At 48.6% G+C, this 20,998-nt stretch carries 15 protein-coding genes; 11 read left to right on the top strand and 4 right to left on the bottom strand.

What is annotated here, in order from left to right:
• Positions 1-69: 69 nt before the first annotated feature.
• On the bottom strand, positions 70-1,080 hold the full coding sequence (locus Pan54_RS04835) for a DUF1559 domain-containing protein (RefSeq protein ID WP_146502437.1): 1,011 nt from the start codon (positions 1,078-1,080) through the stop codon (positions 70-72).
• Positions 1,081-1,605: 525 nt separating this feature from the next.
• Between Pan54_RS04835 and Pan54_RS04830 the strand changes: the two genes are divergently transcribed.
• Together Pan54_RS04830 and Pan54_RS04825 are read left to right on the top strand one after the other, a co-directional pair.
• A complete protein-coding gene (locus Pan54_RS04830; RefSeq protein WP_242631218.1) occupies positions 1,606-2,139 on the top strand; it encodes a sigma-70 family RNA polymerase sigma factor in 534 nt (177 codons plus the stop codon).
• Positions 2,132-3,919, top strand: a complete 1,788-nt coding sequence (locus tag Pan54_RS04825; RefSeq protein ID WP_146502436.1) for a FecR domain-containing protein — start codon at positions 2,132-2,134, stop codon at positions 3,917-3,919. Before Pan54_RS04830 ends, Pan54_RS04825 begins: the two co-directional genes overlap by 8 nt.
• Here the strand turns inward: Pan54_RS04825 and Pan54_RS25725 are convergent.
• Positions 3,916-4,116 (bottom strand): hypothetical protein, encoded by a 201-nt coding sequence (locus Pan54_RS25725; protein WP_165441491.1) that lies wholly within the window; start codon positions 4,114-4,116, stop codon positions 3,916-3,918. The genes Pan54_RS04825 and Pan54_RS25725 overlap by 4 nt on opposite strands.
• On the opposite strand from Pan54_RS25725, the gene Pan54_RS04820 reads away from it, so the two are divergent.
• The 3 genes from Pan54_RS04820 (at position 4,115) to Pan54_RS04810 (ending at position 10,016) form a co-directional block, all read left to right on the top strand.
• Positions 4,115-7,804 carry a DUF1553 domain-containing protein gene (locus Pan54_RS04820; RefSeq protein ID WP_242631217.1) on the top strand — a complete coding sequence of 1,230 codons (3,690 nt, stop codon included), beginning with the start codon at positions 4,115-4,117 and terminating at the stop codon, positions 7,802-7,804. The genes Pan54_RS25725 and Pan54_RS04820 overlap by 2 nt on opposite strands.
• Before the next feature lie 63 nt (positions 7,805-7,867).
• A complete protein-coding gene (locus tag Pan54_RS04815) occupies positions 7,868-9,142 on the top strand; it encodes a DUF1501 domain-containing protein (protein WP_146502435.1) in 1,275 nt (424 codons plus the stop codon).
• Between the two features lie 64 nt (positions 9,143-9,206).
• Positions 9,207-10,016, top strand: coding sequence for an HpcH/HpaI aldolase family protein (locus tag Pan54_RS04810; RefSeq protein ID WP_146502434.1), 810 nt, complete (start codon positions 9,207-9,209; stop codon positions 10,014-10,016).
• Between the two features lie 179 nt (positions 10,017-10,195).
• On the opposite strand, the gene Pan54_RS04805 is transcribed toward Pan54_RS04810, so the two are convergent.
• Complete coding sequence (locus Pan54_RS04805) at positions 10,196-10,534, bottom strand: hypothetical protein (protein ID WP_146502433.1); 339 nt, start codon at positions 10,532-10,534, stop codon at positions 10,196-10,198.
• Positions 10,535-11,082: 548 nt separating this feature from the next.
• On the opposite strand from Pan54_RS04805, the gene Pan54_RS04800 reads away from it, so the two are divergent.
• From Pan54_RS04800 to Pan54_RS04775, 6 genes are read left to right on the top strand one after another with little or no spacing between them, the layout of a single operon-like run.
• Complete coding sequence (locus Pan54_RS04800; RefSeq protein WP_242631216.1) at positions 11,083-11,577, top strand: sigma-70 family RNA polymerase sigma factor; 495 nt, start codon at positions 11,083-11,085, stop codon at positions 11,575-11,577.
• A complete protein-coding gene (locus Pan54_RS04795) occupies positions 11,574-13,361 on the top strand; it encodes a FecR domain-containing protein (protein WP_165441587.1) in 1,788 nt (595 codons plus the stop codon). The genes Pan54_RS04800 and Pan54_RS04795 overlap by 4 nt, the downstream gene beginning before the upstream one ends.
• Positions 13,358-16,465 carry a PSD1 and planctomycete cytochrome C domain-containing protein gene (locus tag Pan54_RS04790; protein WP_146502430.1) on the top strand — a complete coding sequence of 1,036 codons (3,108 nt, stop codon included), beginning with the start codon at positions 13,358-13,360 and terminating at the stop codon, positions 16,463-16,465. Before Pan54_RS04795 ends, Pan54_RS04790 begins: the two co-directional genes overlap by 4 nt.
• 60 nt (positions 16,466-16,525) lie before the next feature.
• On the top strand, positions 16,526-17,944 hold the full coding sequence (locus Pan54_RS04785) for a DUF1501 domain-containing protein (protein ID WP_242631215.1): 1,419 nt from the start codon (positions 16,526-16,528) through the stop codon (positions 17,942-17,944).
• 40 nt (positions 17,945-17,984) lie between these two features.
• Positions 17,985-18,968, top strand: a complete 984-nt coding sequence (locus Pan54_RS04780) for a DUF1559 domain-containing protein (protein ID WP_146502429.1) — start codon at positions 17,985-17,987, stop codon at positions 18,966-18,968.
• Between the two features lie 50 nt (positions 18,969-19,018).
• A complete protein-coding gene (locus Pan54_RS04775; protein WP_146502428.1) occupies positions 19,019-19,411 on the top strand; it encodes a hypothetical protein in 393 nt (130 codons plus the stop codon).
• Between the two features lie 785 nt (positions 19,412-20,196).
• Here the strand turns inward: Pan54_RS04775 and Pan54_RS04770 are convergent.
• Complete coding sequence (locus Pan54_RS04770) at positions 20,197-20,892, bottom strand: TIGR03032 family protein (RefSeq protein WP_146502427.1); 696 nt, start codon at positions 20,890-20,892, stop codon at positions 20,197-20,199.
• Between the last annotated feature and the right edge of the window lie 106 nt (positions 20,893-20,998).

Here is a 20,998-nt window from a genome sequence, read left to right as displayed (position 1 = left end):
TTGAATCAAACCTCAGCCTGTTCTGGCAGACGATGCTTTTTTATATTCTGGATACTCTCAGGATACGATCTAAAATTCCCCAATGACCTGTCCGTCATCGCGGATTGCAAGATATTGCAATGTGGGAATATTGATATTTTCGCTGATAAAATGGATGGAGCCATCGACCGCGCCGAAATGACATCCTCCTTGATGGGCACTCCCGAAGGCACGTCCCTGAAGGTTCTGTGATGACGCCACGCCGTTGACCGAGCCTCTGAAATTAGCATCGTTGGAATTGACTCCCACTTCAAACAGCGTGTCATCCTTATTGCCATCCCCAATATACGAATTGACGGGGACATCGGTAACTGCAGCTGTCACACCGGGAGTTGCATTGACACACCCGCGAACTGTTGAAGCCCAACCAGTGCGGACTCCATCTGTTCGACCATTGGGGCCGAGCTGGTACTTTGTTTCTCCGATAAAGAAAGTGTTGCTCGTACCATCAGTGATATCTCGCATTTTCGTTTTGGAATTCAGATAAAATGTTCCATTGTTCCAGAATGCACGTCCGAACCGACTGGTGTGAGCCCAATCTGCCAGATTTTCTCCTCCGCCCATCACACCAAAATAATTCGTGTGCAGTCCATCAGCAGCCGGAAAGGAGGGACAATGAAAGGCATTTACACTGACGTTTGAAGCATCATGATTGTTTCCAGAAGTGGGAGTTTCGGTGTATAGACTCAGAAATCTCTGGCTGAAATCGAACTTTTCATACAGGGCAGATGCTTCCAGATAGGGAAGACTTAACACCGTCCAGGGAGCGCGTCGAGGTGCGGCGTCGCAGCTAGCCCCTTGATCAACAGCAGAATAGCCAAAACCTTCCCCAATTGGGAAAACAGTATGGGTATCGTGGTAATTGTGAAGTGCCAGACATAATTGCTTCAGATTATTTTTACAGGAACTGCGGCGAGCGGCTTCACGCGCCTGTTGGACTGCTGGTAGTAGCAACGCCACCAATATGGCGATGATCGCGATAACAACCAATAACTCAATCAGTGTGAAACCCAGCCTGTTTTGACGATCCAATTTGAACATGGAGCGAGCCTTCCTGCAACAAAACGTGAAAAAAACAAATCATGCAAAGCTATGGCTCATCGCAGGTTATGAAGAAACGAACAAATCCAATTTGAATGAATAAGGCCTAAGACGTTACGGTACCTGGCATTGCCATATAAACATATGACGTATATTCATCTGTTCTCTCGACAATTTTTTCATAATTTTTTAACACTGTCCATTTCATGGGTATATCTACTGTATTCGAATGAATACATACCATCCGTCACCGCGGGTGCTACAGAGACGCGGACTCCCGCTTGAATTTTCATTAACACTCTGCAAGACGCACCTTCCTCTACGAAATGTCTGGCAAGATCATCGAAGCCTGTCCGTTTTCTTTCGAAGCAAAACACTTACTGGGTTGAATCACTTCCAGAAGTGATCTCACAAAAATATGGTGGCATCAGCGAAACAATTCTGTACTAGCGAGTGGGAAATTGTCGAGAGAACCGTGACTCCATCGTTATTACTTTGAGATGATCAATTAGAAGGAATGATTCTTTGCTGACTCGAGAAGAAGCGACGGCGATTTTACTTGAAGAGCGATTAGCTATGACTGCATTTGTCGTCACGATTGTGCGGAGCTTTCACATGGCTGAAGATATTTTTCAGGATACGTGTGTTAAGACATTGTTGCGAGAAGAACACTTTGAATCGCGAGATCATCTGTTGAAGTGGGCCAGAGTTCTGAGTAAGAACCGAGCGATTGATGTCATCCGTTCGCGCGACGGTAAGTACTATGGACTTTCCGAAGAGGCCTTAAGTTCGCTCTCGGAAGACTGGCCTGGAAGTCAGGATGAGTGCATGTCGGAAACACGTGATGCGATGGCCTACTGCCTGGAAGAGTTGACTCCCAATAATCGCAGGATCTTGCAATTGCGATACTTTGAAGGTCGTTCGGGAATTGATGTTGCAAATATCCTAGGCCGAAAACCAGCCACTGTTTATCAGGCATTAGCTCGAATATACAGCTTGCTTGAGAAATGCATTCAGACACGATTGGCCATTGCTGGCGGAGAGAGTAGTTATGAATGATTCTAAAATGAAACCCTCCCCGGAAGACGATGATCATTTTGAATTTCTGGAAACAATCATGCGTTTCCAGGATGGTTCATTAAATCCTGCCGAAGTTCAAGAATTTGAGGACGCGATATGTAGTGATCCCGCCAAGAAAAAACTGTTTCAACAAGTGCAGGTCCGCACTGCTGCCATTCACGATCTTTTTCGACTGGATGCCTATGGCCGTTCTGGGAAATTTCAAGAAGAAAACGTGGCTGATACTAAATCCATGCCCACCTCACCCCATGCGACAAATCAGTCATTTGCCACCCTCTTTTCTTCAGGCCGATCTGACATTTCGGTTTCTCGAAAACTCATTTTTGCATCACTGGGTTTTGCGGTCGCTTCACTATTAATCGCACTTGGACTGTTTGTCAGAAATGAGGTGAGAGTCGATACGATTGCGAAGCAGGATTCCACATCATTACCAAAAAAATCAAATGTGATTCTTACTGGAGAAGTCCGGGCAAGATTTTTTGATCAGTCGGTTCTAGCCACTGGAACCGGTGTGGAGCTGAGTCGAGACTACATGCTGCAAAGCGGCATCGTAAAATTGAAATTCCCCTCGGGAGCCACAACAATTATCGAGGGGCCTTCTATTTTTCAGGTCACAACAGAAAATTGCCTGGTCCTGAACACGGGTGCTTGCTCAGTTCATGCTCCTCCAGGAGCTGAGGGGTTTGAAGTGATTACGCCGGTCACCAAAGTGATTGACCGCGGCACGCGTTTCTATGTGAATGTCCAGGATAATAATGAGGCGGAAGTACATGTCCTTGAAGGAGCAGCCGATCTCTATTCAACTCCTCAAAGTTCGGATGACCAGTCATCTTCTGACTTTCCTGAGGCTGCACAAAAAGAACACGCCGATTTTATTCAGTTAACTGATGGCGAAGCAGCTCGTATTGGTGGGTTTCATGATCATACAGGACAAAAAGCGGGATTTAATCCACAACCTTATCGTTTCCAGCTTCCCGATCGACTGGTGAGTTATCAGGCATCATCAACAGTGGAGTCCTCTGTCGATGAACTGATTTCGCTTAAAGTGCAACGAAATGGGCTCCTTCAGCATTATTCCTCTGAGGAATTGGTACCGATTGAAGTCACCTGGTTTCGGTCTGATCCCGAACCAGAACCCAATGGATATTTATCAGGGACTCGGACTCCGCCAAGTCGCCCGGCTGAGTGGCTGGAAGATCGCAACCTGACAACCGGACTGATTAATTTTGGTGGTCAGCCACTTCCACTGGACCCTATACCTGTATTTGACTCCCAATCCAATGTGGACTCCGAACGTCCTCCCGGATTGGGAATCCGATTTCGAAATCCAGTCGTAAATCACGCGGGGCCAGATGTCGTTCTCTTTGAAGTCCAGCTGTACACCAATCCCCCGGACGGCGACCCTTTTCATGTATATCCGGTTTCAAACCGAACGGATTTAAATCCATTGACCGTCACAAAGTTCGACTTAACAATGAATTCCCCATCATTACGGGAATTGACGATGCTCTGGTCTCACCGATATCCCAACACGGCAGTTTCTCTTGAAGATCTGAAATCCTATAAAGATTCCCTCAAAGTGGATGTGAGCCATTTACACTTTCGTGTGATTGGAGTGGGAATTGATCTTTCTGAAATGGGTTATGCGGAGGGAGAGCAAGTGGAAGAACTTTTCTTTCAACATGCGGCTTCAGGAACAGCATCGAAAGTCGACCCTGTGTTCATAGCTGGTCTACCGCCGTTGAGTCCTAATAATTAGCCCTGAATTAACCGATCCTGATCAATTGATCGCGTCAGCCCAACTGGCCCGTTCAATCCCGCCTGAACCAGCATCTCGATTTGATGCCACAAATAGCTCGGAGAAGTCATGAAGCGTTCGTCACCTTTCAATTTCAAATGGCCCTGTTCTCTAATTGAACAATCCGTGCGAGCAATGCCGTTATTAGTTTTGCTCATGTTTGCATCAGCGCAGTCGCTTCTGGCAGATGCCACTGCGCCAGTCGCTTATTGGGGATTCGGAAATGAGGAATCGACTCGTCTGGAATCGCACGGCGGAGTTCACCGGGATGTCGCGGGACCACGGGCACCGGAGTATCCCGGCTTCTCAGAAAACAATACCGCTGTGCAACTCGACGGCAAAGGCGCCCGCTTTACTTTCGATGACCCGGGAACGAAGAGCTCATTCGACTTCACCAATGGCGATGAAATCACGATGGAAGCGTGGGTGAAGGTTGATCAGATTAACAATGGGGAAAATGTGTACGTGATAGGGAAAGGCCGTACGGGAAATCCTGGTTTTGGGGTGAACAATCAAAACTGGTCGCTACGCATTTGCATGATTGAAGGAAGAGCCCGCATCAGTTTTCTGTTTTCAACAGTCCCTCAGCCCGACGGTGCTGCGTCCAGTGATGCTAACTGGCATCGATGGATTTCAGAACATGGATTCGCTCGCGGAAAAGAATGGCATCATATTGCGATAGCTTATCGATTTGGTGAGCCGGAGAGTCTCCTGGGCGTGATTGATGGTCAGCAAGTTACAGGAAACTGGGACGTCGGGGGGCCAACCCGAAATATTCCGACAACCGATAATGATGCCATCTGGATTGGCTCTGCCCTAAAAGGATCGGCTTCGAATAGTTTTCGGGGAGGACTGGATGAAGTCTCAATCCATCGCCAGGCACTTTCCGCTGAGACTTTGAAATCTCGCTATCAGGGACCGAATCAGAAACTGCTCGCAGGACCACTTCCCGCTGTGATGCCGGAGTTGGGTGATCTGCCTAAAGATGTCGTCCAACTTTCGTTCCATGAAGGAATGCCGTCCCATCTCCGCTGGCTCAATGAAGGCGAATCCATTCCACAAGAAACATTGCGATGGCAAACGAACTCCTTTCTACTTGATCAGTTTCCTCAACGGTATGACTCATGGGGAATTCGAGAAAACTGGAAAGCTCCCGTTCTGGTGAGAATGGCTGCCGATGTTCCACTTACCCAAGGGGAACACCGATTGCTGATGCGTGTTCGGGGACTGAGCCGTCTTTGGGTGGAGGGAGAGCTGATTGCGAAGTCGGTCCCCATCAAGCGGGCTCAAAATGGCTTTGAGGAGATAACTCCACCAGCCGAACCCCCGAAACCGGGGTTGCGAATAGCTGAGCATCGTCAGCAGGAGATTTTTGGAGAATTCATTGCCAGCGATGAAAGAAAATATCGTGTTGTTCTGGAGATGTTGATTGGGGGCAGCAATTTTCGCACAGACCCAGGCGAAACATGCGTCGCCATCGAAACTGCTGATGGATCATCCTATGTTCTTCTCCAATCAGATTCTGAACAAGAACGACATCTCGACGATCAAACCGTGAAATCAATGTTGGCTCAGCAAAATATAGAACGAATAAAGTTTGACGATCAACGACGTCGAATTGCCGCGAAGAGTCAAGAAGACTTCTGGAATAAAAGACACGAACAAGCCAGTCTGTGGGCGGAGCAAAATCCTGCACCAGCAATCCCGGAACCGTTCAAAGAACATCATCCGATCGACGCATTCCTTAAGGCCAAATCTCAGTCCGCTCTGGAAGCTTCGTCTAAGACACCACTCAAAGAGGCTGAGCAATTTCATAGCAATGTTTTGCCAATTCTGAGTGATCACTGTTTTCGGTGTCATGGTGAAAAAACTCAGGGAGGTCTAAAACTCAATTCTCTGGAAGTGGCTCAGGCTGGAGGAGATTCCGGACTGCCTGCGATTGAACCAGGGGATTCTCACGAGAGTGAAATGCTGAGACGCATCCGATCGGATTCCCCGGAGGAACGCATGCCGCCGGGGGGAGCAGGTCTCAGTGATGAGCAGATTTCAACACTGGAAAACTGGATCAATCGCGGTGCGAACTGGCCAGCCCCTCCCGTCTCGCCAAAGGATGTGGCAACTCTCCCGCTTGTTTCCGATGCCGCGTTTATCAGACGTGTTTACCTTGATACCGTGGGAGTGATCCCCAGTGACAATGAGGTCCGTATTTTTCTCAAAGATGAGTCCAGCGACAAGAGAACTCAGCTCATTGATCGGTTGCTGACTGATGACCGCTGGGCTGATCATTGGACGAGTTACTGGCAGGATCTGCTGGCGGAAAATCCGACTCTGATCAATGCGAGCCTGAATACGACAGGGCCATTTCGCTGGTACATCTACGACTCCTTTCGCGACAACAAACCGTTTGATCGTTTTGTCACGGAGCTGATTCTATTACGTGGGAGTGCCCATGAAGGCGGGAGTGCCGGATTCGGAATTGCTTCTAATAATGATGCCCCTTTCGCCGCGAAAGGCCAGATCGTTTCGACCGCATTTTTAGGAATCGAGTTGCAGTGTGCGCGATGTCACGATTCTCCTTATCACGAGACCACTCAGCAGGACTTATACGCCCTGGCGGCGATGTTTGAACAGAAGTCGGTGACTGTTCCCTCCAGCAGCCGCGTCCCGCCCGCATTCTTTGAAGACAAGCTACGCGAATCTCTGATTCAGGTCACACTCAAACCGGGAGAACCCGTAAAACCAGTCTGGCCTTTTGCGGAGGTGACGGGCTCTTACGATGATGAGTCGTTGGCCAAGTTGATGTATCACCCGGAAGACTCCCGTGAAAAGCTGGCAGCTCTGATCACCTCACCCCAAAATCTGCGCTTTGCAGAAGTGATTGTGAATCGTGTTTGGCGACGGTTCATTGGTGCTGGAATCGTAGAACCTCCACATGACTGGGAAGGACAAACTCCGAGTCATCCTGAATTACTGAAATGGCTCGCTCGGGATTTCATCACCCATGGCTATGACATTAAGCATCTTGCCAAACTGATTCTGACTTCCCAGGTTTATCAGCGGGAAGCGATTGGATATCCGAATACGATATCCCCGGCGAAACAATTTTTTGTTGCTCCGAATCGTCGACGAATGTCGGCTGAGCAAGTGGTCGATTCCTTGTGCGTAGCGGCCGGTAAACCGCTGGATGTTGAGGAAATCACGTTTGCTCCAGAAGCTGGTGATCTCTCAAAACGTCGGCTAACGCTCGGAGTTGCTGATCGTGCCTGGAAGTTTGCCAATCTGGCCAATGAGCGGGATCGACCGAGTTTAAGTCTGCCACGCGCCAGAGCAATCGCCGATATCATGGAAGCCTTCGGCTGGAAAGGGGCCAGACAAAGTCCAATTACAGATCGTGAATCCGATCCGAATGTTCTACAGCCGGGAGTTCTGCAAAATAGCGATGCTTCGGTTCTACTGACCCGTGCTTCAATCGATAGTGGACTGGCAGAAGCTGCGGTCACTGCGACTTCACCAGATCAACTCGTGGAAACTCTGTTTTTGAAAATCCTCAGCCGAGAACCGACAGAAGCAGAACGAGCACCACTCGCGTCTTTATTAACAGAGGGATTTCAAAATCGACTGTTACCAAAAGAGGAATGGAAAGAAGTGAAACCGCTCGAACCATTGCCGGTTGTCACCTGGTCCAATCATGTCCAACCGGAATCGAATTCGATTGCCTTGGAGATGGAAAAACGAGCCAAAGCGGGCCCACCTCCAGATCCTCGACTGCGAGTAGAATGGAGAGAAGTCTATGAAGATGTCGTCTGGAGTATTGTGAATGTCAGCGAATTTGTTTGGATTCCATAACATTGATGAATTAAGAGAACTCTTCAGTATCAAATATTGTTTCATTGATTGTCAGGAGAAACTATGTATCGTCGCGATTTCCTAAAAACATCCGCAGTGGTTGCTGCTGCTTCCTCAGCTCCATTTTCGCAAACAACCCAAGCGGACACTCTCGTCAAAGGCGGTGCAGAGCATGTCATCTCCATCTGGCTCGGTGGAGGCATGGGAGCAATGGATACGTTTGACCCGAAACGGTTAGGGGATCCTGCTCTAGGAAAGCCTGGCTCTTACTATCCCAGCATTGAAACTTCAGTTCCCGGAGTTCGACTTTGCGAGCATCTGAAACAGATGGCCCCCCTCATGGAACGGGTGACCGCTGTTCGCACGGTGAATCATCATGTGATCGACGAACATGCAGCCGCGACAAACTTCATGCATACCGGACGTCCTGTCAGTGGAACCGTTCTTTACCCTTCACTTGGCTCCATCATCTCCCATGAGCGAGGAGTCGTTCAAGAGGATGCTCCGCCTTATGTTCTGATTGGTTACCCGAATGTCACTCGAGGTCCGGGATTTCTGGGAGCTCGGCACAACTACTTGTATCTCACAGACACGAGTCAGGGGCCTGCCGGTTTATCACGCCCGGATTCAATTTCTCCGAAGCGACAGTCCAGACGAGAATCAATTCTCGCCACATTGCGAGAAGCTCAGGGGCTTCACTCAGAGGATTCGTTGCAAGAGTACGAAGAAGCGATCGACATGAGCCAAAAGCTCAGTGGTCCCAGCTTCAACAAAAGCTTTCAGCTCGATGAAGAACCTGGAGAACTCCGTAACAGTTATGGCGGTGAGTTTGGCCAACGCTGTCTGTTGGCTCGAAGACTTGTTGAGCGGGGAGTCCGGTTTATTGAAGTGTCGCACAATCTGAACTTTCTGAACGGAACAGGTTGGGACGCTCATAATGCCGGGATCCTTCAGCAACATGCTCTGATTCAAGAACTGGACTCGGCTGTCAGTACATTAATGATTGACCTCGAAAAGAAAAACCTTCTCGACAAAACACTCATTGTCATCACGACAGAATTCGGCCGACCTCCTGAATTTGATGCCGGCGGAGGACGAGGACATCAGGGAACAGCCTTCACCTGTGTCCTTGCCGGCGGAGGCTTAAACCATTGCGGAGCTTATGGCGAAACTGATAATTTAGCGAAAAAAGTTGTCAGCAATCCGATCAGCGTTCCCGACTTTTTTGCGACGATACATGCATCGCTGGGGATCGATTATTCGAAGTATCTTTACGATGGTGACCGGCCTGTCCCCGTCACAGATCGAGGACAACCGATCGCGTCCTTGTTTAATTAACCATGTAACTTTTTCAGAATAGTTCACATTCACAAAGACTGTCCCCTTAAGGATCATAAGCTCAATGTCCAATACCTCCTCCGCTCCGGCCTCTTTGAAATCGCGGCTTGCTAATGGAGAACGCGTTAATGTTTTTGCCGTGGGACGCTCTTTCCACCCGAATCAAATTGAGATGTACGGCTTGCAGGGAGGTTTTGCTGGCTTCTGGATCGATCATGAACATTCTGGATTTACAATTGATCAAATCGAAACAGCGACGCGCGCCGGACGGGCTTGTGGATTGGATTCCTTTGTTCGTGTGGCTCCGACCGATTACGCACTTGTGACACGCTGCCTGGAATCTGGCGCTGGCGGTGTGATGGCTGCTCAGATTTCTTCACCAGAGCAGGCAGAAGAATTTGTGCAATGGGCAAAGTTCGCTCCGAGAGGACATCGAGGACTCAACGGCGGTGGACACGATGGAAAGTTCGGTATGACACCGGCTGCTGAGTTCTGCAATCAAGCGAATGAAAACTCCTTTGTCGCCATCCAAATTGAAACCGTCGCAGCTGTCGAATGTTGTGAAGAGATTGCTGCGATTGATGGAGTCGACCATCTCTTCATCGGCCCTGCCGATTTGAGCCAGGCTTACGGAATCACAGGCCAGTCAATGCATCCCACTTTGATTGAAGCCGTCACACGTGTTTCCGCTGCCTGCGAAGCCAACAACAAAACGTTTGGAGCCGTCACCTTCACTCCGGAACATGCTTCCCTGTTGTTGGAAAAAGGATGTCGCCTCATTTCCATGACATCAGACGTCTACACATTCCAGGCAGGAATCAGAGCGACCAAAGAAAAATTTCAAGGATTGTTTTCTGAAGATTCTTCAAAATGATCCTTGATTGCATGAATGCCTCTTCCAGACCAAGCTATAAATCATTTGCCGCGATATGCCTGTGCAAAAACAGAATTCACGTGGTCGGTCTGTGAAAAGTTTTATCTGCCAATGCGCGCAATGCCCAACCCTTGTGCAATCCAATGTTATTCACGCGACTCAGACAAACCTCGTCCAGATTAATTGTCAGTCGCAATACGTTCTGCATTAAGTTCTGCGTCGGTCACGAGCGGTTTCGATGGATAAGCAAGTAGTGGATTATTCGCAACACGATTGTATTTTTTTGCGATCACCGACATCGTAAGAGCAGAATTTTCAAAGGCATTGGCATCATTAAGTCGTTTTTCTGCAATGGCAAGCAATTGTTCATTCCGAAGGTCGAGGGCACACTGTTCGTAATGAGTGGCCCATCCTCTACAGAAATCAGCTTTGTTCCACAGTGAAATACCAAACACTCCAGCAATCGTGAGTATCCCGAGGATGGTGCACCTCATCGCATATCGACGAATCGTTTTCATTTTGCCTACCTCAGCAACAGTGAATAACTAATTGATAGTGAGAAGATCACTTCTGTCCAATAAAGTTTGATATCCCTTGTTGAATTTTACCTCATTATCGACTGATGGACAATTACCTGTATACAAGCGGAAAGAAAGCGAATTCCTCCCTGACCATTTTCAAATGGTTTCTGCAGCCGCTTGGACACCAAATGTCCTGAAACACTGTGTTTGCTCCTGCTGAAGGCTGCAGATAATTTTTGAATGTGCTCTAGAAATGGGAGTCCGAAGGTGAATCCCCCCTCTCGACTCTATTTTCAAGATTTCATGGAAAAATAAAGATTACGCCGTGAGATTTCGCTTACTAAAGATAAGTCTAAATAGATATCATCATTTATAGTAGTTCGTGTCGACGCACTTTGATGTAATTTTCCTGTTTTCATCGACGAAAATGGTAAAAGTTATCAGTCTGTACTTCTGAAGGCATTTCCATTCCCGAGTTTCATATACAAGAAAACGTCTCCTCTGGAATTGACCAGCAGGTTGCATCCGATGAGAAATTTGTCAGCTTGATTGCTTCGCACCAACTGACTCTAACGGCCTTTTTACGGACATTGCTTCGACATCACACCGACCTTGAGGATGTGCTCCAGGAAACGAATCTTGTGTTGTGGCGAAAGCGTAAGGAATTTGATACCAGCCGAACCTTTGCTTCGTGGGCCTGCAAATTTGCTCATTTGCAAACACTGTCATATTTGAAGACGAAAGGCCGCAAGAGTTGCTACTCGCTGAGTGATGAGGCTCTGGAACAAATGGCCGAGCTCTCGATGCGGGAAGCCGAGAAGATCGATCGCAAAGGAGAAGAGCTGCAGCGTTGCCTGAAAAAACTTTCTCCATCGCAGAGAGAATTATTGCGGTCTCGTTACCAGTCAAATGTAGCCGTTAATGAGATTGCCGAAACTTTGGGACGGACGCCTCATGCAATTTCAATGTCGCTGTATCGATTACGGAGTTTACTCAGAGAATGTGTAGAGCGGGCCCTGCAACCGGAGGTGATCTCGTGACCGAATCTGATAACTTACATTCGCTACCTCGTTTTCAGGCATTACTTGGTAAACGACTTTCGGAATCGCTCGATGATTCTGAGGGGCAGGAACTGGATCAGTTGCTGAATTCCTCTGCCGAATGTCGAGAACTTTACGTGCAACAAATCTGGACAGACAGTTTATTGAAGTGGGAGCTTACGGAAAGTAACACAACTTCCTCAGAGTTCCTGGAAATCCCCTTGTCAGTTGATGCTGATCCAGTCATTAAGTTGTCGTCGACAGTAAAAGGCAATCGCTTTACCCGTTTCTGGCAAGCCTGTCTGGTGCTTCTAGTTTTTGGTACACAAGCGATCTACTGGATAACAAGCGATCCGACTAAAGATCAGCAACCCCCTCAGCAAATCGCTGTAACCGATACCGTTGAGCCCCATCAAGTGGTCGCGGTTTTACTCGACAGTGAGGATGTCGTCTGGAGTGATGGTCGTGCTTCGGTCGAGTACGGAACATCGTTTCATAAAAACGAGATACTCAAGCTGGAATCGGGATTAATTCGAATAGCGTTCGATTGCGGAGCCGGCGTTGTCCTCGAGGGACCGGCCGAGTTAAAGCTCTGCTCTGCCTGGCAAGCTTGTCTGCATCAGGGCAAGCTGGCTGCGGTTGTTCCTGAAGGTGCGGAAGGCTTTACAGTATTGACGCCGCAAAAACGGATTGTCGATCTGGGAACGAAGTTTGGGGCATCAGTTGATGAGTCCGGACAGGCGAATGTTCAGGTTTACGAAGGAGAAGTAAAAGTCGAATCGCGGAATGAGGTCGCCGCTTCAGAGAGTCTACTGTTAACGGCAAAAGAACACTCTCGATATTCTGAAAACAATTCTCAGACTCCTGAAATCAAATTGCAGGGTGTCGATTCTGAAGATCAGATTTCGGTTCCCTCTTTTGAACAGTTAGCAGTCGCTCGCACAGGGGTTTACCCGCCTTCTGAAAAAACGCCACATCATCAAGACAGCGAATACCCAATACCAAATCCAGAAACTCAGGCTCCCATGGAGACGTTTCCAGCCAGTGTAATCCTGGGTGAAGATTTTTATCCTCGTTCCCACCTCTCCCCTGCTTTCACAGGGAAGCCGAATGCCTTGAATCTGGATTCGGCTTTCGCACGTGTGGTGTTTTTGCAGAAACCTCTGCAATGGCAAGACTTAAATGGCGGACATTTCGCTCTTGAAATGAATGGTCGTAACCCGGCATATCCTTCCATTGCCAATCGGATGCACATCAAACTGGAATCGCCAATCAAAGAGGAAGTCTACTTCAGTTTTCTCGGGCATTATCAGGGTCTCGATGAGAACGATTTTTTCTCATTGTGGTTCGATAACCATTTCGGCGAAGGGACAAGTCATTCCATGTCGCCCAACGCAGGGATTCGATTCGGCGAATATTTTGCTCGCATGACCGTCAATGAAGCAGGATATTTCAGCGTCCCGGCTGATGATATCGTTTTTTGCCTGGTCGGACATCTTCGTAAGAATCAACAAGGGAAATTTCACGCCATCGATTTGTGGGTGAATCCACAACAGATTTCGCCAAGCGAACCAGACATTCATGTGGAATTTAATGACATGCGCAAGCAGTCTTTCACTGTGGTCGGAATTCGCATGGGGAAAGATACCGAACCTGACGATCGATTTTTGTTTGATCGCCTGGTGATTGCCAGATCACTTCAAGAGGTTCTCGAATCGACGGGCACGATCGTTCCTGCCTCACCTCCCCCTACTTCAACCTTCCCTCAGAAAGTTGCAGAATGATTCATGCTGCCGATTGCAAACGAATAACTTATTGTTCGTTTCTGCTGATTTTATTTACATTCAGTTGCTTAAATGAAGTCCGTTCATTATCTGCAGCCGAGCAGACAGATCGGATTGCCGCTGAACGCTTTCAGGATCTGGATTTGTTCAGACTCTCCTCGAATTCCGTAGATTCGAAAGGCTGGCTCGGCCCGTGGATCACTTCTCGAATTCTGCCTCCTCAAATCGTGGAGTCTACATTTAATACTCCTGAAACTTCACGGCAGGATGTCTTAATCATGGGAACGGGAGATCGAAATAATCCCCTGCGACGACAACTGGCTGAAACTTTTACGGATGAAGAACTGTTTGTCGGGTATCGCTTTTTGTATGAGCCAGACGAAATCGCTGCGACTCAAACAGATCCTGAGTTTTTTATTCTCTGGCTCGACAGAATTGATGGCAGTGATCGCGCTGTCCACAATTCACAGGTACCAAATATCGGAGTACATCTGGCTGACCGTGGTCCCAGTCGCGGCAAGAATGTGTTTATGGTTCGCTTTGGTTCTCAACAGACCGCCTGGAGTCACCGTGAACTGGAACCTGGAAAAACTTATCACGTCATAGCACGTGTCTCCAAAGAACAACCAGGCGAACGTAACGATTACAGTCAACTCCAGTTGTGGGTGAATCCCACAGCTGAGGATGTCGATCAGCCTCTGCTCACACTCAATAAACAGCAGGGTATCAATCAAATCCGCTGGGCTGGTTTTGCCACGGGAGTGAAAACAGAAAGCGAGGATCGAATTCGTATCGGCGATTTGATTCTGTCCCGTTCATGGGACGATGTCTACAACTTTCTGCAGTCAGATTCGAATCATTCCCCCGGCCAAGCGTCGCCACAGATGCCTCAGCAACTCGTCTGGAAAGAGCCGATTCATTTCCGGGATGATATTTATCCTATTCTGAAAGAACGCTGTTATGATTGCCATGCGGGAGAGTTTCCGGATTCCGGATATCGACTGGATGTACGGAATGAATTTCTAGGTTACAGCACTGGCGAAGCGTTTGTACTACCGGGGAATAGCAGGCGGAGTCATCTGATTGATATTTTGACATCGAAAGCAGATGACGGACGAATGCCTCCCGATGACGAACCACTTTCCGAAATTCAAATTGCTAAATTTCGAGCCTGGATTGATCAAGGTCTCGCGTGGGATGATGAGTTGCTGCCTGCACCACGGTTGGAATCCGATCATTGGGCCTTCCAGAAAATCTCTCGACCCGAAGTCCCTCGCACGCTCCCAGCCACTCAGCAGGCTCACCCGATCGATGCCTTCATCGCAACCCGTCAACACGAGCATGGCATCCAGTCATCCGAACCCGCATCCCGGCGAATTTTAATTCGTAGGCTGTATCTGGATTTACTCGGTCTCCCTCCCACGACTGAAGAAACCGAAAGCTTTCTCAATGACGATTCACCGGATGCTTACGAAGAACTTGTAGAACAGGTTCTCAACTCGCCCCACTACGGCGAGCGCATGGGACGTTTCTGGCTCGATCTGGCACGCTGGGGAGAAAGTCAGGGATTTCAGCACGATATTCCCCGTCCCTTCGCATGGCGATATCGCGATTATGTCATCAACAGTTTTAACAGCGACAAACCTTATGACCAATTCCTGAAAGAACAACTGGCTGGTGATGAACTCGAAAACCAGTCTGATGAAACTCTGGTGGCGACCGGTTTTCTGGCAGCTGCCAGGATCAGCGGAAATCAGATGGATAAGGAAATTCAGCGAACCGAAGTGATGTTCGACATCGTCGATAACACCGCCAGTTCTCTGCTCGGCTTAACACTCGAATGTGCACAGTGCCACAATCATAAATTCGAGCCACTCTCACAACGAGATTACTATCGCTTTCTCGCCTTCTTTTCCAAAGGTCAGATGGGAAATCTGAAACTTCAACAAGCCGAACAGATTTCGGCTGAAGAAATCAAAAACTGGTTTTCAAAATCTTCTTACAATTTTTACATGTCGGAAGCGAAGAAACTGAAAATCAACCCAGCTGACTATGCGCCTCATACCTGGGGATACTATTCCCCCGTGACGGGAAATCCCGATGTCGAATTTTTGCGAGTCGTGAATCGCTCTCCGCTCCCCTATTCCCCTGAGTTTTTGAAACGCCAGCAAACCAGCATACTTGTCCGTGGAGTTCCAGGAAGTCCGGGACTTCCTGTCGAACCGGGCTGGCCTGCGGTGTTGGGAACGGTTCCTTCCGAACTTTCACCAACACCACGTCAGGCATTATCCGACTGGCTTTCCAGTCCTGATAATCCTCTAGTCGCTCGGGTGTGGGCGAATCGAATCTGGCAATCACATTTTGGTCGCGGGATTGTCTCAACACCGAGCAACTTCGGCACTCACGGTTCTTTGCCGAGCCACCCTCAACTGCTCGACTGGCTGGCATCCGAATTATTGTCGAACGGCTGGAGTACAAAACATCTCCACCGTTTAATTGTCACTTCGAACACCTACAAGCAATCCAGCCATTTAATTCCGAAATCACTAGAGCAGGATCCCGAGAACAAATACTTATGGCGCTGGCCCCAAAGACGTCTGGAAGCCGAGGCGATCCGGGATTCCGTGCTGGTAGCAACTGGTGAATTGAATCGCAAAATCGGTGGCCCAAGCATCCCGCCTCAACACGTCGAAGAACAACTGAGACGGACAATCTATCTCACTCAGAGACGCAGCAAACTTCCCGATGTGATGACCATGTTTGATGCCCCGGATGGCATCAAGAGTTGTTCTCGCCGGGATGTCTCCACGGTAGCCTTACAACCGCTCTATCTACTGAACAGTCCTTTTGTGGTCAGTCGAGCAAAGAAGCTAGCGGAACTGGTTCAGGCGGACGCAGGCAATCAGCGATCCGACCAGATTAATGATGTATTTATCAGAACATTAGGTCGCGAACCGACTGAAGTTGAGAAGCGACAGGCCGTCTCGCTTTTTTCAGATCCGTCTTCTCCAGTTGACATAAGTGAGGAGAAATCTGAAGACATGCAACTCATTCAGTTTTGTCATGCGATGCTCAATCTGAATGAATTTGTCTATCTACCCTGAGTCTGACTCTGGTTCGACTCAATCCCAAACACATTATTTTATATTTATTTCAGGTGACATGTGAATCCATTTCAATTCAACCGTCGAGTTCTATTAGGCGAAGCTGGTGTCGGATTAGGAGCGATTGCTCTGAACGCAATGCTCCAGGGTGATTCTGTTGCTTGTGCTGATCATTCTCTGGCTCGTCATCTGCAGGGAGCTCATTTTCCATCAAACGTGAAGAGTGTTATCTTCCTCTTTATGTCGGGTGGCCCCAGCCATGTCGACACTTTTGATCCGAAACCGACCCTCACCAAACTGGAAGGAGAACCGGTTCCCGCCAGTATCGTCGGGAATGTTCCTAACATTCCACGATCAGGTGTCAATTCGAAACTGATGGCTTCTCCGTTTTCTTTTCAGAAGTACGGAAAAAGTGGAATCGAAGTTTCCGATCTGCTTCCACATACGGCCAAGCATGTCGATGATCTGTGTGTAATTCGTTCGCTGAATCATCGGATTCCAGTCCATGGTCCGGGAGAATGTGTGACGTTAACCGGTTCAGGATTGGGAGATCGTCCCAGCTTGGGCTCGTGGTTCACGTATGGTTTGGGAAGCGAAGCAGAAAACCTTCCCGGCTTTGTCGTCATGTCTTCCAACACGACCGGCCCCGCTCCACAACGCCCGGGATGGGGAACCGGCTTTCTGCCTGCTCGATACCAGGGAACACTCATTGATGATCAACGTGGTGTCCCCTATTCGAAACTCCCCGATCTATATTCGACAGCCGACCGCAGAAAGCAACTCAATTTCATTCACTGGATGAATCAGCAACACCTGACTCAGCAGGCCAGCAATTCTGAGTTGGAAGCCAGGATTGAATCTTATGAACTCGGATTCCGAATGCAGATGACCGCCCCCGAAGTCCTCGATCTGTCGACCGAAACTGCTGAAACACAACAGATGTATGGAATCGATCAAAAACCAACAGCAGAGTTTGGTCGACACTGCCTGCTGGCCCGCCGTCTGGTTGAGCAGGGAGTGCGATTTATCCAACTCCGAAACGGTGGATGGGATGCCCATGGAGCTCTCAAAGGAAATCATACCAATCGTGCGAAAGCGACCGATCTGCCGGTGGCTGGCTTACTTCAGGACTTGAAACAACGAGGATTACTCGATCAGACGCTCGTCCTCTGGGGTGGGGAATTCGGTCGGACTCCAACAACAGAAGGAAATCGCACGGGGGATAGCCGCGGTCGCGATCATTCTCCAGCTGGATACACCATGTGGCTAGCCGGTGGCGGTGTTCGTGGTGGACAGGTGATTGGCACCACTGATGAGCTGGGCTATGTTCCTGTTGAACGTCCCCTTTCCCCTCACGATCTGCATGCCACACTGCTCCATAGCTTGGGGCTGGATCAGCACAAACTGACTTATCTGCATAACAATCGAGAAGAAATCCCGACCGTTCTTGGTGGGGAAGTTATTCAAGAGGTGTTCTAAATCATATTTCTCCTTTCCTAATTCTTTCAGGAGTTTCCAGATGATGATTCGAAATAGACATTTACATTCACCGCGGGGGTTCACGCTAATCGAGCTGCTCGTTGTGATCGCAATCATTGCCATACTGGTCGCCCTGCTCCTCCCCGCAGTGCAGCAAGCCAGAGAAGCCGCCCGCCGTTCTGCCTGCAAAAACAATATGAAGCAAATCGGACTGGCCCTGCACAATTATCACGATGTCTATTCCGTTTTCCCGCCGGGAGGGTTCAAAGCGACCGGTCCAATTACTTCCAGCAGCAATGAAAACACTGCCTTTGGGGAAGTAAATCACAGTTATCTCGTGGCGATTCTTCCCTTTGTGGAAGCCTCCGCGTTATATGACCAGTTCAATCCGATTCAAGGCTGGAGAGGAAGACCTAATCGTCGAGCAGTCAATTCCGTCCCCGCGGTTTATCAATGTCCCAGTTCGAGTAAAACTCATTCCGATCATGTCAACGAAACGATCATCGACAGCAGCGATGTCGTATTAGGCCAGATGTTTGCTGGTCATTATGTGGGCAATATGGGACCAGTTGGGACAGGCTATCAGTTGCAATGCGAAAATCCATCCGCAGGAACCTCCATTCCCAATTGCAGTTCCGGAAATGAATGCTCTGGTCAGGGAGTCCTCGGAGCCAATACGAAAATACGCTTTCGTGATATTATCGATGGAACCTCAAATACCATTATGGTCGGAGAGATGTCTGCGAATGAATATCTCACTGGTGCGGTCGCACCGCGTGCCTGGTCTCGCGGATGTGCTCAACATTCCTGCGGCATGACAAAGAACGTCAAGTTCGGCATTAATATTCAAGGATTTGTTTCCGGCAATTTCAACAGCATGAGCTTCAGCAGTCCTCATCAAGGGGGAGCCCAGCTATTGATGTCAGATGGAGGCGTCAAATTCACCTCCGAAAATGTCGACATCGATCTCTATCTGGCGACCGCAAGCCGGGATGGCAACGAAGCGAAAACTCTGGAGTTTTAAACTTAAATCTCCGTCATTCCCAGCAACTCCACTTTCGTGAAAACGGGCCCATGAATTCTGCGATTTCCATACAAAAGTTACTACTGCTGATCCCCTTATTCATTCTGGCAGGTTGCTCCGGCAACGATGGGCCCCAGCGTTTTGATGTCTCCGGAACTGTCACATTCGAAGATCAACCTGCTCCCAGAGGTTCTATCGTCTTTACTCCCGATAAATCGAAAGGCAATTCCGGTCCGCAGGGAACAGCAAAAATCATTAATGGTGTGTACAACACAGCCAAGCAGGGACGTGGTATTGTAGGTGGACCTCATGAGGTCCTGATCATTGTCACCAATGGCGATGACGCGACGGAAGATGCCGAATTAAGTGGCCCCTTAGCCGAACACACTGAGCAATTCGATTTTCCGAAAGAAACATCCGAGCACAATTTTGCCATTCAATAAGATTCTCTCTTATCAGTGGCATTCTCGGCTTCGATATTCTCCAACATAATTGGTGGAATATTCACTATTCTCATCAAAAATGAGAGGGATTCGCTTTCTTCTGCCAGACTGGGATTAATTCCAGTCATCGTTTTTGCTTACAACGCCAACCCGAAACATAACCTTGATGACGCTTTTATACTTTGCCTTTTCCAGATGGAGCAGGGCGAATTGAAAACAGAGACTCATCGCGTTTGATTGAAAAGTTGAAGCATGTCTCTGAATAATAACCGACTTCCCTTCTCACATCCTGAACTCAAAAGCCGCCGAGGATTCGACAAGTAGCACTCGATCCAGCCCAATATCAAAAACCAGCGAGAAGACTGCGGAATAATCGAGTATTTCTGTTTTTGGAATTGCTGGCGATCCATACTAATTCAGTTGCATTCAGGACGGTTATCTACATTCTACTACAACTACACATTCATTGACGTGCTATCTCTCGCAGGCCAAGCGAGGCCAGAGCGTTAGCAGTTGCATCAATCCTGCATCATTTGCACTGTATTTTGCAGCGCCTGTTTCTACTTTTGATGGATGAATAGCGGAAATTTGAGTTCGTTCGTGTCCTACCGGGGAAGGGATGATTGCGTTGACCAAGCTTCGTTGTTTGAACAGTGTGAAAACAGAGAGAGGTTTGATTCGAAAAGTAATCGTAAAGATTAGAATGAAGATTGGAGATCTTTACGAGACCGTTCACAAGAAACCTGGCAAGTCGAAAAAAGTCTTCCAGGCAGACACAGTCTATTTCAGGACGTTGAACGCATATCGTCCGGGACATCTTTGAGGGCTTCGTCGGGCAGGACATAACTGAGGCCGATAAGTTCGGGATCGTCGTTAATCAGGTCGGGCCAGATTCGATTGGGCAGGATACTGGCCGCAAAGACTTCCTGAACGGCATCTTCAAATCGCAGCCAGGCGATGGTTTCGCCACGAACCAGGTCCACTACTGCGACACCCGACCAGCATTCGGACTCAGGACGCTGTGCAATTTCAATTCCACTGAAGATTGCGGACTCTCTCACCTGCGATAATCCGATAAACGCAAACCGACCCTGGATCGAAAAGCCACGTGTGAAGCCAGGGAGTTTAGCGACCGATTCGTAATTGCCCGTTGCCTGATCGATGAAGCCGATCCCCCCTGCTCCTGAATTCAATACCCAGAGCTTTCCCTCATGAAAGCGTGGAGAATGCGGCATCGAAAGTCCGCGTGCAATCACTTCATTGCTCTCAATATCCATAACAACCCCGCCGCTGGCTTTGTTATCGCGCCAGCCTGCCGGCTCGTCACTTTTGCCCAACGCGGTTACATATTTCGGCTTCCCGTCAACAACACACAACCCGTTCAAGTGGCAACGATCCTGAGGAGCGATTGCAGTGACAAACGAAGGTCGCCACTGGGGATAGAAACTGTGATCGGCACTGCACGTCTTCCAGGGACCCAGCCTGTTTTCTTTTAACCCAGTAACTTGCGAAGTTACAGAAACATTTTATCCGGGACTGAGTACAGTTGGGAATTTGACGTATGGAGCAATCACTGCCTACGGGGAT

It is taken from the genome of Rubinisphaera italica (assembly GCF_007859715.1).
Taxonomy (GTDB): Bacteria; Planctomycetota; Planctomycetia; order Planctomycetales; family Planctomycetaceae; genus Rubinisphaera; species Rubinisphaera italica.
This window is presented reverse-complemented; position numbering and strand designations above follow the sequence as displayed.

Bases quoted from the DNA above. Each gene is read 5' to 3' on its own strand.
- Pan54_RS04835 (WP_146502437.1), bottom strand. From the start codon at position 1,080: ATGTTCAAATTGGATCGTCAAAACAGGCTGGGTTTCACACTGATTGAG.
- Pan54_RS04825 (WP_146502436.1), top strand. From the start codon at position 2,132: ATGAATGATTCTAAAATGAAACCCTCCCCGGAAGACGATGATCATTTT.
- Pan54_RS04820 (WP_242631217.1), top strand. From the start codon at position 4,115: ATGTTTGCATCAGCGCAGTCGCTTCTGGCAGATGCCACTGCGCCAGTC.
- Pan54_RS25725 (WP_165441491.1), bottom strand. From the start codon at position 4,116: ATGAGCAAAACTAATAACGGCATTGCTCGCACGGATTGTTCAATTAGA.
- Pan54_RS04815 (WP_146502435.1), top strand. From the start codon at position 7,868: ATGTATCGTCGCGATTTCCTAAAAACATCCGCAGTGGTTGCTGCTGCT.
- Pan54_RS04810 (WP_146502434.1), top strand. From the start codon at position 9,207: ATGTCCAATACCTCCTCCGCTCCGGCCTCTTTGAAATCGCGGCTTGCT.
- Pan54_RS04805 (WP_146502433.1), bottom strand. From the start codon at position 10,534: ATGAAAACGATTCGTCGATATGCGATGAGGTGCACCATCCTCGGGATA.
- Pan54_RS04790 (WP_146502430.1), top strand. From the start codon at position 13,358: ATGATTCATGCTGCCGATTGCAAACGAATAACTTATTGTTCGTTTCTG.
- Pan54_RS04780 (WP_146502429.1), top strand. From the start codon at position 17,985: ATGATGATTCGAAATAGACATTTACATTCACCGCGGGGGTTCACGCTA.
- Pan54_RS04775 (WP_146502428.1), top strand. From the start codon at position 19,019: ATGAATTCTGCGATTTCCATACAAAAGTTACTACTGCTGATCCCCTTA.